This is a genomic window from Endozoicomonas acroporae (genome assembly GCF_002864045.1).
In the GTDB taxonomy this organism is placed as follows: Bacteria; Pseudomonadota; Gammaproteobacteria; order Pseudomonadales; family Endozoicomonadaceae; genus Endozoicomonas; species Endozoicomonas acroporae.
In genome coordinates, this window is the sequence record NZ_PJPV01000008.1 from 1 (window position 1) to 12,591 (window position 12,591).

Sequence of the window (12,591 nt, forward strand, 5' to 3'; positions counted from 1 at the left end):
TGAACTGGTTGACTGGTCTGGCCGAATTGTCCGAAAAGGAAAGCATGGTCGTATAACTGACGATGTACCACCTATCCTGGAGCGCTTGGGTATTGACCCAAAAGAATGGCTGGAGACTATGCGCTGGAATAATCGTTTTCACCGCGCAGTCGGCAAGCTGGCTTCACTGAAGGCTTATGCAGAAAGCACCGGAAAATGCTGGGTTCATGGGATGTCTGTGAGCGGTGCTCTCTACCCTGCCTGATCAACGTATTTTCATTTACTTTAATGTGGCCAGAATTTTCTGAATGATCTTGTCTTGATAATGTCTTCTATCTGGCTGTTGCTGAGTGCTTTTTATATGCTTCCTGTTTGGTATGAATGAGAAATTCCTACAATGATCAATACTATCATTTAAAAAATGAATAAATGATGTACTCTCCTCACTTTTTGAAAAGTGGGTGTCCTTTTTATTTTTTTTATTTTCTTCTTTTTGAAAAATGGGTGTCCTTTTTATTTTTTTCCGTACAGGGATTGTACGAAACCCACCTTGCAGTGAGAGCCATCTTGCCGGGCATTCACCTCCCTGTAGGATGGATCCTGTACAGTCCCTGTACAGGATTGCAGTGGAGCAAGCCGGGAGATTTTCGCTGCTAATGCTATCACCAGTCAAAGGGCATCCAACAGCCAGCCATAACCGATACGCTCCTGTTCCAGACGCAGGTTTTTCCCGAAGGTGTTATCTTTCAGAGCCACAAACATTGGCGATTCATCCGGGGTCAGTCCCCTCAGTTCACCAGTAAAACGCTTACTGTCCATTTCCTCTGTACACATTGCCAAATGCGCTTGCAGGGTGGCCTCGTCCATCAAAAGGGATCGGACTTGCGGAAAATGCTGGCGCAGACGGGAGAGAATGGCAAACCCGTGGGTGTCAATATCCCCCCAGTAGATAATCTCTTTTTCCTTCAGCCAGCTAATGGAGGACAATGACTGAATACCATAGCCCAGCCCAAAAATGACAATGGCATCCGGTACCGGTGGAAAGGCAAGGCCATTGACCTTGTTTTCCGTGATAAACACCTTGCTGGTTCCCGGATCTATAAATTGCGACACCGGAACCGTGATATCCGTCACCGGGCCGGGATGATCCAATAACCGGTAGCGCACCAGTGGCTCATCAAACCGTAAACCAAAGCGGCGTTCAAAACCGTTTTCTGCCAGCCCGGCGATGGTCCCATCAAAATCCTCCGGTTCAAGGGCCAGGCTCAGCAACTCCGAGAGAATGCCCTTGTTATTTTCAATAAATTTGCTGTCAACACTCTGAATATCCAACTGGCGGATGTAACGCCCCGGTTTTGGGTTCAGCTGAAAATATCGGCAGACCTTCAGCAACCGTGGCCAGCTGTCCACCAACTCCAGGGCTTTTAACGGCTTTTCCTGCAGCCAGGGCATTAATTCTGGCAACTGTCGTCTGGTTGTGCCCGCCAGTTCATCAAACTGGCGAAAGGCTTTGATCTTGCCGATAAAACCCAGCCAGTCTTCACGGTGTTCAAACACAATGCGCTGGGGGATGCGCTGGGTACCGAGCTGCTGATGGTTGATGCTGCGATAATCCAGCCTATAACCACTGCCTTTTACCGCCTGACTGTTGCTGTGTAACAGAGCGATCCAGTCCCGAACCCTGGCAAACTCCTGGCTGAGTACTTTGCCGGAAGGCTTGCGAAACGTGATTTCCATCGGGAACAGGGATTCCCCCTGCAACACACTTCTCAAAAACGCCCCGGAACTCCAGGGGCGCAGGGATTTTTTCTGCAGTTCGGTGAGAGTAATCATTTAGCTGATGGCTTCTGCCCGGTTTTGGCTTATGGTTTCCTTAAGCAGGCGCTCCTGCTCCTGCTGTTTCTCCTGTCGGTATTGTTCAATGGTCAGATTCCGGAGCATCGAGTGGTTCCCGCCCTGGTTATGAACAAAGTGGACAGAGTTCACATAATCCTCAATCACATGAATCTTCTGCAGGGGGGTGACAATCAATAGTTGCAGATTCAACCGGCGAAACAGCTCCAGCCCGTAGCGGGCGGACTCGTCAGAACCCCGGCCAAAGGCTTCATCGATCATAACAAAGCGGAAGGAACGGGAGTGGTTTTCTCCCCACTCCAGACCCAGCTGGTAGGCCAGTGCTGCCGCCAGGATGGTGTAAGCCAGTTTCTCCTTTTGCCCACCGGATTTGCCACCGGCATCGGAATAGAACTCTTTTTCCGAGTCATCTTCCCGGTAGCGTTCCGAAGCATTGAACAGGAACCAGTTGCGCACATCGGTGACTTTCCGGGTCCAGCGTTTGTCCAGCTCGCTCTGGCCCTCCCGGCCATTAAATCGTTCGACAATGGTTTTCACCTGCAGGAACTTGTTTTCCGCATAGGCATCATCGCTGTTATCGGCGGTCAGTGTATCGCCGAGGCAGTTTCTCAGGTCGATTTTGAACTGGTTGATCTCCGGGTCCCGGTGATTGTCCGCCACAAGTCGTATATAGGTGCCTTCGCTGTAGTCAATGGCGGCCAGGGAGCGGTTAATGGTGGCGATTTTATCCCGAATGGTTTGTTGCTGATGATCCAGCCAGTTCTGGAACATGGCCATGTTGTGGATGGTGCCTTCATTGAGCATCTGTTTAAAACGTTGCTCATGGCGGGGCAGGTCTTCCCCTTGCAGGGTTTCCAGCATGGCGGTGAATTCCGCAACGGAGCCCATGGAGGCGTCCACTTCGCGGGTTTCCTGGGGGTAGGCGTTTTTATAGTCCGCCATCTGCCCGGTAATCCGGGCCGCCAGTTCCCGGGACTTTTTCTCCCGGCTATCCAGGCGATGCTGCAGCCAGCTGCGCATGGTGGATTGGGAGCTGTCGCAGTTTTCAATGGTGATTTTTTTGTCCCCCAGGGCTTCCTGTTCCATTTCGGCAAGCGTGGGAAAGCATGACTCCCGGGCGGTTTCCGGAAGCTCTGATAGCTGTTGTTCAGATAACTTCAGCAGTTTGTGATCCTGTTTCAGTTTCTCTGCAGCGGTACCAGACTCCCTGGTCAGTTTACGCTCCTGTTCCTCTTTTTCACGAGTAGCTGCTTCACAACGTTCCAGGCGTTCGCGCAGGGTGCGAAGGATGTCCGAGCCGGTTTCAAGCTGCTGCTTTTCCTGTTCCAGGCTGTTGATCTGGATGGCCAGGGGCTGCCAGTTGATTTCGGCAAAGTCAGCATATTTCAGCAGCAGCTTCAGATCCAACTGCCGTTGGTTCAGCTGGTTGATCTGCTGGTTGAGCTGGATCTCAGCGCTGGCGGATTTCTGAATGTCGGCTTCCAACTGTTTACGGGTGGCTTCCAGGGTGAAGATTTTTTCCCGGTTACTCCAGCCCAGGACAAAACGGGAACGGTCATCAATACGGTAACGGTCGTCTTTTTCATGGCGGCTGCCGCCACTTTTGATCTGTCCGGCGGTGGTGATGGCCCGTACCTCCCGGCGGAAGTCGGCCATCTGGTCGCAACAGATATAGTCAAAGCGCTGGGACAGTTCATGCTCAAGCCAGCTGTAAAACTGGCTGTCGGTTTTGATCGAGACCTTGCGGCACAGGGAACGCGGGTCAAGGGTATCGGTCGTGGCGCGGGCGGGCTGGCGAACCCGGTAATAGACCAGGCGTCCCTTGAGGTGAGTGCGATCTACATAGTCGGCAACGGACTGGTAGTGCTCATCGGGCACCAGCAGGCTCAGGGCAAAATTATGGAGTACTCGTTCAACCGCCCCTTCCCAGTGTTTGTCTTCTTCACGAACCTGGAGGAGTTCACCGGCAAAGGGCAGGGTGGATTCCGGCAGGTTGAGGGATTCACTCAGGGCCTGACGAATGGCCAGGTTGCGGCTGGGGATATTGGACTGACGACTTTTCAGCGAGGCAATCTCTGCTTCCAGTTCATCGTGCTGACTGCGCAGTTTCTGGAACTCAACGCGGTGTTCCACTTGCTGGTTTTGCAGATCGGCCTGCTGTTTGTCCAGGGATTCCAGCCCGGTTTCAGCCTGCTGCCGGTTATGAAAAAAGCCATCGTCGTCTGCAGGTTGGGAGAATTCCAGGATGTTGCACAGTGTCTGGTAATCATCACAGGCTTTGGCGATGCGGTTCCGTTCCCGCCCCAGTCGTTCCAGTTCCGTTTTCAGTTCACTGAGGCGCTGGCCGCCATTCTGGTCAATGGCCCGTTCCAGTTCACGGCTGGTAGTGCGCAGGTCATCAATGGACAGACGCAGCTCCTGCAGGCGGGATTCGAGTTTTTGCTGTTCCTGTTCCCGGCGTTGGATGCGCTCCGTCAGCAGTGTGATTTTTTTATCGGCAAAAAATCCGTACAGCGCTTCCCTGGACTGGCGCAGGGCCGCAATGCTTGTCTCAATGCTTTCATACTGGTTGCAGTTGTCAATCATGGGGGCGAGGCGGTCAATTTGCTGGCGAGCTTTCAGTACCGCCTCGTGCGCCCGGTTAAGGTTGTCAAACTGACGACTGAGTTCGTTGACTTTCTCTTCGGCATCGGTGCTTTCCAGCATGTGGCTGCGGACAAACTCGGTCAGGTTGCCCACGGATTTCATGGAGACGGTTTGATAAAGAAGCTCTAAAGCCTGGTCGTTGTCAATGCCCATCTGGCGGCGGAACTCGGCCTGGTACTGACTGAAACTGTCAAACAGCTTGATGTGCTCCTTTCGTTTCAACTTTTTTTTCAGGTCACCAATATCACTGCCAAAGCCGCTGAAGTGTTTGGCAATGGATAACGGTTTGCGTGCCACCAGATAGAAGCGCTCCGGCGTATTGCTGTTATCCCGGCTCCAGAATACCTGGGCCAGGGTGATGGTCTGGTCAAACCCTTCGTTGACAAAACGGGCCAGCAAGACGCTGTAGCTGTTATGGTCGCGCAGGGCCACTGCCTTGGCGCTGAGGGTGTCGTCATCTTTGGCGCTTTTGTAGTACCCGCGCACATAGGAGGTGAGGTTGCGCTCTTTGGTTTCCGCACCCGCCGCCTTGTTATAGGTGATTTTCTGGCTGGGGACCAACAGGGTGGTGAGACCGTCCACCAGGGTGGATTTACCGGAACCGATATCCCCGGTCAGCAGGCTGTTATCACCACCGGGGGTGGCGACCCAGATTTTTTTGTGAAAGGTTCCCCAGTTCAGCACTTCCAGGGCTGCCAGGCGAAAGCCTGCCCGTTTTGTGCTGTCGGAAAAATCAAACGAGTGTGTCTGCATGGTCCCGGTATACCTTGAGTTTGTCGTTAAAATCGGCCAGCCAGTCGGCATCCACCAGTGCCTTGATGATGCGTCGTACTTCCCAGGCGGGGGGATTGCCGGACAGTTTTTTCAGGAAGCCAAATTCGGCCACTTTATTGATGTGGGTATCGATCTGGTCAAACAGTCGGGCTTCATTGGCCCGGTCCGGCAGGAACACCCGCATCATCTCAACGATCTGTTCACGGTTCAGGATCAGCCGGGCATCACCACCGCTGGCGTCCTGTTCCACCATTTTTTTGCGCAGCAGTACGCAGAGCAGGCTGACCGGAAAACTAAGGGGGCGACGGGCCACCAGTCGCGGCAGCTTGGTCTTGTCGTCGTCTGCTTCGGTGGTCTCTTCATCCAGTTGCCGGAGAAAAGCGTAGCCTTCGGCCTCGTCCAGGATCAGGTCCAGACCCATGACCCGGACATAGTCCAATACCGGCCCATGAAGTTCTTCAAGTTGTTGCCATACCGCCGGATTCTGGTCCCGATAGACAACACCTTTCATCAGGTTGACCACAACGACACCCAGATTGGCGTTCCCCTGTGATGGGGCTGATTCATTCTTGCTCATTTTGTTATGACGAAGTTATTAATAGGTAAAAAACCATTAACGGGTAAAAATCACCGAAGGCATCCACGCCGCTTTGGTGTTCCCGGTATTGTCCAGCCACTGAACCGCTTGATTATGTTCAGCGTTGATTACCGCCCGATCCGATTCAGCCGCGATATGTAAGTAGGCGACCACTTCACTTAACCCTTTTTTCACCGGGTAGAGTTCCAGCAGTTCTGCCAGGGTGATTTGTGACCGGGTCTGCAGGGCGAAGCGAATCTGGCTTTTCAGAGCCTGCTCATCCACATAGTGCTGATTATAGAGTGCGCTGGTGTCCACATCGCCCTGACCCTCTTCCGGCACTTCATCAATCACCGGACGCAGGGCGGGGCGGAACAGTCCCCGGCCCATGGGCAGCTCCACTTCCGGTTTTAATGGCGACAGTGTGGTGAACAGTTTATCCGGTGGCGGGTGCTGGCGAATGGTGATGGCGTTCTGCTCAATATCCCGGACAATCTCCATAATCCGGCGGTTTTCCAGCCAGGCCTGGTCATCCAGATAGCGGCGTAACTGTTCCACTAACAGGGCGCAGGTGCTGTTCACTTTCTCCCCGGCTTCCAGCAGACGAAAACGGATGCCGTCCAGCAAAGGGTCTTTATCACTGTTGAGGCTATTGATTTCCGGCAGCCGGAGGACTTTTTGCAATGTCTCCTGCAATTCATCCTGGCTGACCGGGGACATCAGCCAGCTCCAGAATGCCTTGAAGCTGCGCCCCTGGTCTGATTCGGTAATGGCATCCTGCTCGGAGAAAATGGTGTCCAGCATCTGGCCCTTACCGCTGCTGCTGGTGGTGATCCGTTCCCTGACGCCCCGGTCCAGTGCCCGGAAGTTCTCTTCCACCTGACGGAAGTCAGACAACAGTTGCCGTGCGGTATCCTCTGCCTGCAGGAATTTTTCCTTGATCCGGGTGCCGTCGTGAGGGGTGACATGACCTTCACGCAGCTGGGCAATCTGTCGTTCAATGGCGGCCTTTTCCTGCTCTAATTGTTGAATGCGCAGGGTGGGGTCGGTTTCGGTCTCATCGGCAATTTCCCGCAGTAGCCGGAAAATGGTCAGCAGTCTGGACTCGGTGCCGACAAATTGTTTCTGCTCAAAACTGGCAATCCACTCAATTACTTTTTCGGTGGCGGGGGTCAGGTCAAACAGCGGTTCATCGCCCATGCTGGCGGGTGGGTAGTACTTTCTTAAATACCCTTGTTCACCGGCAGACCAGTTGTTGAGATAATCCCGCCCTTTTTTGGGGTACCGGTTCTCCCCGGTGGTTTCCCGTAAATGGTGCAGGTAGTCGTCCAGTTTCGTGGCCAGCTCTTCTGCCGCCACCGAACGTTGGTTGGTGGCAATAAAGGCACGGTGGAGGAAGCTGATAATCAGCGGTGCGCTGTCTGCCTGCAACAGTCGCCAGGCGGGGTGGCTGCGCAGGCCGGAGATACGGTTGAAGTCCATGGGGCAGAATGAGTAATGACAGAACCAATATAAATAATGGCTGTGATGGTAGTTGATTACGGAAGCTTATTCCATGACTTCGCTCTTATTCTCTCCCAGTTAGAAATTCTACCTGAATAACTACCTCTGTTTGCCACAGAGACACGGAGGCACAGAGGAAAAGATTTTTCTTTTCTCCGTGCCTCCGTGTCTCCGTGGCAAGGCTTTTCTTTGCTGGATAACATCGAAAATGTGGCAGTTATTTCAGGGCAGTTCCATAGAGAGCATTCGCCGTTTTTTCCGGTAATGACGACGATACCTGTTCTCATGCTTACGCCATAAGTCATTTGCCTTTACAATAGCCAGCCATAAGATTGATCGAATGAATGCCGGGAAGGATCATGACTGACAGTGGCAAGCAAAAGCATGATGGCACGACGCACTTTGGTTATCGTGATGTGCCAGAGAGTGATAAAGAAGGGCTGGTAGCGGGTGTCTTTCACTCGGTAGCCAGTAGCTATGATGTGATGAATGACCTGATGTCCATGGGCATTCACCGGCTCTGGAAGCGTTTTACCATTGAGCTTTCCGCCGCCAGGCCCGGTCATGTGGTGCTGGATATCGCCGGGGGGACTGGCGATCTGGCCAGGCAGTTTTCCCGTATCGTTGGCGAAACCGGGCGGGTTGTGCTGGCGGATATCAATGAGTCCATGTTGCGCGTCGGTCGGGATCGACTGACTGATCAGGGCATTGTTGGCAATATGGAGTTTGTCCAGGCCAATGCGGAATGCCTGCCTTTCCCGGATAACACCTTTGACTGCATTACCATCTCTTTTGGTCTGCGTAATGTGACGGATAAGGATGCGGCACTTCGCTCTATGTGCCGGGTGTTAAAGCCGGGTGGGCGATTGCTGGTTCTAGAGTTTTCCAAAACCAACCATCCATTGCTGACCAGGGCTTACGATGCTTATTCGTTCAGTTTGCTGCCGATGATGGGCAAGCTGGTGGCCGGGGACTCCGAAAGTTATCAGTATCTGGCTGAAAGTATTCGCATGCATCCGGATCAGGAGACGCTGGAAGGCATGATGAAAGAGGCCGGGTTTGTCAATACGGCCTACCACAATATGACCGGCGGCATTGTGGCGCTGCATAAGGGAGTTAAGCCCTGATGGCCGACTCTGATAACAGCTCTTCTGACAGCTCTTTTGATAATATCGTCGTCAAGATGGGTTTGCTGGCAGCCCTCGAGCGTCAGGTCAATTCGCTGCTGGCTCTGGATCCGGTCACCATAAAAAAACTGTCGCACTGGTTTGGTAAGGTGGTGGCTTTTCAGTGCACTTCGCCGCAGTGGTTGTGTTATGTCCACTTTGAGCATGACCGTATTCGCCTTGCCAGTAGTCTTGGTGCCGAGAGTGAATGTGTGGTGGATGCCACCTTTACAGGTTCCAGCGTTGCATTTGTCACACTGGCGACGCGCAGGAATCTGCCGTTTGCTGATGTTCCCGGGTTGAGTGTTTCTGGTGATAAGACGCTGATTGCTGATTTGCAGCAGATTCACCAGCAGATGGAGCTGGACTGGGAAAGACCGCTTTGCCAGACCTTTGGCGATATCACCGGGCATATGATGGCCCGGGGGCTCCGCTTCGTCGGTGACCATGTTCACCGGGGGCAGCAGCTGGTTATGGACAACCTCGGGGAATACCTTCAGGAAGAACTTCGCCTGATTCCGTCAAGGATTGAAGTGGAAAGCTTTGCGGAGGAAGTGGGGTGTGTGGCTGAGTCGATGGAGCGGCTGGAGGAGCAATGGCAAACCATGCAACCTGCAAAAAATACATCTGATGCCAAATCATAAGTCGGGGGCCTGACGTTGATCCGTTTGTTGAAAATTGTGGCCGCTGTCGCCCGTAACCGGCTGGATAATCTGATTGATTCGGAGCGCTCACCGTTCTGGCTGCGCTGCCTGCTGATTCTGCTGCCCTGGCGCTATGTTATCCGCAATAATGCTCCCCGGGGGGAGCGTGTCCGCCTCTCTTTGGAGGCGCTTGGGCCTATCTTTATCAAGTTCGGGCAAATCCTCTCAATCCGGCGGGACCTGTTGCCGGATGATATCAGTGATGAGTTGTCCCGGCTTCAGGATGATGTGCCGCCGTTTCCCGCCGGTGAGGCGATTGGCATTATTGAGTCCAGCCTGGGCAGTGATGTCGATACCCTGTTTGCCCGTTTTGATCGTGAACCATTAGCTTCTGCCTCGGTTGCCCAGGTTCATACCGCTCAGCTGCATACCGGTGAAGAGGTGGTGGTCAAAGTGATTCGTCCGGGCATTGAGCAGGTGATTCGCAAAGACATTGGCTTAATGTATCTGTTTGCCCGCGTGCTGATTGCTTTATCAAAAGACGCTCGTCGTTTGAGGCCGGTGGAAGTGGTGGCCGACTATGAACGTACCATTCTGGATGAGCTTGATCTGTTGCGGGAAGCGGCTAACTGTTCGCAGCTGCGACGTAACTTCCTGACCTCTCCCCTGTTGTTTGTGCCCCAGGTGTACTGGGATTACTGCCGCACAAAAGTGATGGTCGTCGAGCGGATTTACGGGGTGCCTGTTTCCGATATTGCCACGATGAAAGCACAGCACGTGGATATGAAAAAGCTGGCAGAGCGGGGCGTTGAAATATTCTTCACCCAGGTGTTTCGGGATCGCTTTTTCCATGCGGATATGCATCCGGGCAATATTTTTATTGATACCACCAATCCTGCCGAGCCGCGCTATATCGGGATCGACTGTGGCATTATCGGTACGCTTGAGCCGGAAGATCAGCACTATCTGGCCAGTAACCTGCTGGCTTTCTTTCGGCGCGACTACCGCAAGGTTGCCCAGTTGCATGTGGATTCCGGCTGGGTGCCCAGGGATACGCCGGTAGGAGAGCTTGAAGCGGCGATTCGTACCGTCTGTGAACCGATCTTTGAAAAGCCCCTTAAGGATATCTCCTTCGGCCAGCTGCTGGTCAGGCTCTTTCAGGTGGCCCGCCGCTTTAATATGCAGGTTCAACCGCAGCTGGTGCTGCTGGAGAAGACATTATTAAATGTCGAGGGACTGGGGCGTCAGTTATACCCGGATCTGGATCTCTGGGCCACGGCTCAGCCCTATCTGGAAAAGTGGATGAAAGACCAGGTCAGCCCAACAGGCATTCTCTGCGATATTAAGGAGCAAAGTGCAGACTGGCTGCTAAGTGCTCCCGTGATGGCCCAGAGAGTGATGTCAACGGTGCGAACCCTGGTTGATCAGCAACAGGCGTTGCATCATCAGCAGGTGAGGACGGAAAAACGCCAGCAAAAGCAGAGGCGTTTTGGTGTTCTGCTACTTCTGGCAGGCGGGGCGTTGATGGTGACTTCAGGTGCCTTTTTTGTGGAAAAAGAGCTGCTGGATCAGACAATGGTTGGATTACTGGCTGTGGCAATGGGTGGTTGGCTGGTTGTTCGCTAAGAAGGTTGCCAGCTTGCACCGTTTTTATGAAAACCCCCGGGTCAGCCACAAATCGGCCCATGAACTTTTTCTCATACCGGGGGTCAACATATTGGTATCCATCAGCTATCAGGAGTTGCCCCATGAATTCGGTTCCGGGTGGTTTTGTAAGCGGCACCCAACCACCAGGCTACGGCGCTACTGAAGCGTCAGGTTCAGATGTGCCTGGACGTTTCTTGGGGCATGACGTCGTTGCTTCCCAGCCTTGTCACCTGTGTGCTACGCCCCCGCCGTCCTACTCGGAAGCTATGAGGCAGACTCCACAAGCTATGAGGAAGGCTACACAAGCTTTTCCTGACCGTAATAATGTGCTTTTTCTCAATAACGTCATGAGACAGATGAGAGAAGATGCTCTCCAGGTAGAGCGGCGTGCTAACGATAAAGGGTGTTGTGAACAGCTATTTGGCAATGGTTGTTTAGGTGATCTTCTCCAAATCTGTTGTGTTAATGCCTGCATGCTAACGTTGTCGTGTCTCTGCGGGAAATAGGGATATGATATCTGATCAGCCGCGTCAGTATGTGAACAAATAAAATGATTGGATAGTGTTATGAAAACAACTCACTGGTTGGATGAGGTTCAATGGAACGATGATGGCCTGGTGACAGCCATTGCCCAGGATCATAAGACCGCAGAGGTTTTGATGTTGGCCTGGATGAATCGGGAATCGCTGGAACTGACCCTGAAAGAACAGGTTGCCATTTACTGGTCCCGTTCACGGGGCAGGCTATGGCGCAAAGGCGAAAGCTCTGGCCATACGCAACGGCTGGTAGAGTGCCGCCTTGACTGTGATGGCGATGCGATCCTGCTGAAAGTGGAACAAACAGGTGGTATTGCCTGTCACACAGGACGTAAGTCTTGCTTTTATCGTCGCCTCAGTGATAACCATGGAGACGCATCGTGGGATACCGAAGAGCCGGTGTTGCAGGATCCGGCAACGATTTATGGACATCAGTAAAGGCTGTTTTCTTTGCTGTAAATCATCCCACAGGTTAAAACATGAACGATATAATCAGAAAATTGACTGAAGTATTAAGCAACCGCAGGCAAGCTGATCCGGATTCCTCTTATGTTGCACAGCTTCATAGCAAGGGGCTGGACCATATTCTGAAAAAAGTGGGGGAAGAGTCAGCAGAAGTGCTGATTGCCGCCAAGGCATCAGAATATGACCATAATCGGGAGGGGGTTATTTATGAAACGGCTGATCTCTGGTTCCATACCATGGTCATGCTGTCCCATCTTGGGCTTGAGCCTGCTGATGTGTTGAATGAGCTGGATCGTCGTTTCGGGCTTTCCGGTATAGAAGAGAAAGCATCCCGCGGGTAACTGTATTTCCCGACTTTTCCTGAACGTTTGTTGCAAAATAGCCACGCCTAGTGATGGAATGGGGTAATGCGTCCTCTCTTTGTGTATTATTTGATCAGCTTTTATGGAGAGCTGAAGGAGTAGAAAATGGGTTTTGGTGGCATCAGTATCTGGCAGTTGCTGATCATTCTGTTGATCGTAGTGATGCTTTTTGGTACGAAAAAGCTTCGCGGAATAGGCAGTGATCTGGGCAGTGCAGTAAAAGGTTTTAAAAAAGCACTGAGCTCTGATGAAGAGTCGGAAGGTGAGAAAAATAATGAAAAAAACTCAGGGAAGGCTGAGCTGAAGGCTGACTCTGTTGAGCAGCGTAATCTTGAGTCTGACCTGGAAAAGTCCAGGCATAAGCAGTCTTGACTGTATAAAAGGGCTTTCAGGCCGGTTTTCTGGCGGAAGCTGTTCTTTTGAGCCAGGTGTGATCCC

At 52.6% G+C, this 12,591-nt stretch carries 10 protein-coding genes and 1 pseudogene; 7 read left to right on the top strand and 4 right to left on the bottom strand.

Annotation, left to right across the window (positions count from 1 at the left end; genetic code table 11):
• Nucleotides 1–244, top strand: a pseudogene (locus CX664_RS26110) (hypothetical protein); the annotation flags it as partial.
• 404 nt (nucleotides 245–648) lie between these two features.
• Here the strand turns inward: CX664_RS26110 and CX664_RS01425 are convergent.
• From CX664_RS01425 to CX664_RS01440, 4 genes are read right to left on the bottom strand one after another with little or no spacing between them, the layout of a single operon-like run.
• Nucleotides 649–1,812 carry a DUF3322 domain-containing protein gene (locus tag CX664_RS01425; RefSeq protein ID WP_101744994.1) on the bottom strand — a complete coding sequence of 388 codons (1,164 nt, stop codon included), beginning with the start codon at nucleotides 1,810–1,812 and terminating at the stop codon, nucleotides 649–651.
• The gene (locus CX664_RS01430; protein ID WP_101744995.1) at nucleotides 1,813–5,232 is read right to left on the bottom strand and encodes an ATP-binding protein; all 3,420 of its coding nucleotides are present in this window, start codon (nucleotides 5,230–5,232) and stop codon (nucleotides 1,813–1,815) included.
• Entirely contained in the window at nucleotides 5,213–5,830 is a 618-nt protein-coding gene (locus tag CX664_RS01435; RefSeq protein ID WP_101744996.1) for a DUF4194 domain-containing protein, read from the bottom strand. The genes CX664_RS01430 and CX664_RS01435 overlap by 20 nt, the downstream gene beginning before the upstream one ends.
• Nucleotides 5,831–5,866: 36 nt before the next feature.
• Nucleotides 5,867–7,312, bottom strand: coding sequence for a DUF3375 domain-containing protein (locus tag CX664_RS01440; RefSeq protein ID WP_101744997.1), 1,446 nt, complete (start codon nucleotides 7,310–7,312; stop codon nucleotides 5,867–5,869).
• Nucleotides 7,313–7,692: 380 nt separating this feature from the next.
• Between CX664_RS01440 and ubiE the strand changes: the two genes are divergently transcribed.
• From ubiE to tatA, 6 genes are all read left to right on the top strand, one after another.
• Complete coding sequence (gene ubiE, locus CX664_RS01445) at nucleotides 7,693–8,460, top strand: bifunctional demethylmenaquinone methyltransferase/2-methoxy-6-polyprenyl-1,4-benzoquinol methylase UbiE (protein WP_101744998.1); 768 nt, start codon at nucleotides 7,693–7,695, stop codon at nucleotides 8,458–8,460.
• Nucleotides 8,460–9,143 (top strand): ubiquinone biosynthesis accessory factor UbiJ, encoded by a 684-nt coding sequence (locus CX664_RS01450; RefSeq protein WP_101744999.1) that lies wholly within the window; start codon nucleotides 8,460–8,462, stop codon nucleotides 9,141–9,143. The genes ubiE and CX664_RS01450 overlap by 1 nt, the downstream gene beginning before the upstream one ends.
• 9 nt (nucleotides 9,144–9,152) lie before the next feature.
• Entirely contained in the window at nucleotides 9,153–10,769 is a 1,617-nt protein-coding gene (ubiB, locus tag CX664_RS01455; protein WP_101745000.1) for a ubiquinone biosynthesis regulatory protein kinase UbiB, read from the top strand.
• Nucleotides 10,770–11,356: 587 nt separating this feature from the next.
• Complete coding sequence (hisI, locus tag CX664_RS01465) at nucleotides 11,357–11,764, top strand: phosphoribosyl-AMP cyclohydrolase (RefSeq protein ID WP_101745002.1); 408 nt, start codon at nucleotides 11,357–11,359, stop codon at nucleotides 11,762–11,764.
• Nucleotides 11,765–11,805: 41 nt separating this feature from the next.
• On the top strand, nucleotides 11,806–12,132 hold the full coding sequence (locus tag CX664_RS01470) for a phosphoribosyl-ATP diphosphatase (protein WP_101745003.1): 327 nt from the start codon (nucleotides 11,806–11,808) through the stop codon (nucleotides 12,130–12,132).
• Between the two features lie 126 nt (nucleotides 12,133–12,258).
• Complete coding sequence (gene tatA, locus CX664_RS01475) at nucleotides 12,259–12,525, top strand: Sec-independent protein translocase subunit TatA (RefSeq protein ID WP_101745004.1); 267 nt, start codon at nucleotides 12,259–12,261, stop codon at nucleotides 12,523–12,525.
• Nucleotides 12,526–12,591: the final 66 nt, after the last annotated feature.

Bases quoted from the DNA above. Each gene is read 5' to 3' on its own strand.
- CX664_RS01435 (WP_101744996.1), bottom strand. From the start codon at position 5,830: ATGAGCAAGAATGAATCAGCCCCATCACAGGGGAACGCCAATCTGGGT.
- CX664_RS01430 (WP_101744995.1), bottom strand. From the start codon at position 5,232: ATGCAGACACACTCGTTTGATTTTTCCGACAGCACAAAACGGGCAGGC.
- CX664_RS01425 (WP_101744994.1), bottom strand. From the start codon at position 1,812: ATGATTACTCTCACCGAACTGCAGAAAAAATCCCTGCGCCCCTGGAGT.
- tatA (WP_101745004.1), top strand. From the start codon at position 12,259: ATGGGTTTTGGTGGCATCAGTATCTGGCAGTTGCTGATCATTCTGTTG.
- ubiE (WP_101744998.1), top strand. From the start codon at position 7,693: ATGACTGACAGTGGCAAGCAAAAGCATGATGGCACGACGCACTTTGGT.
- hisI (WP_101745002.1), top strand. From the start codon at position 11,357: ATGAAAACAACTCACTGGTTGGATGAGGTTCAATGGAACGATGATGGC.
- CX664_RS01470 (WP_101745003.1), top strand. From the start codon at position 11,806: ATGAACGATATAATCAGAAAATTGACTGAAGTATTAAGCAACCGCAGG.
- CX664_RS01440 (WP_101744997.1), bottom strand. From the start codon at position 7,312: ATGGACTTCAACCGTATCTCCGGCCTGCGCAGCCACCCCGCCTGGCGA.
- CX664_RS01450 (WP_101744999.1), top strand. From the start codon at position 8,460: ATGGCCGACTCTGATAACAGCTCTTCTGACAGCTCTTTTGATAATATC.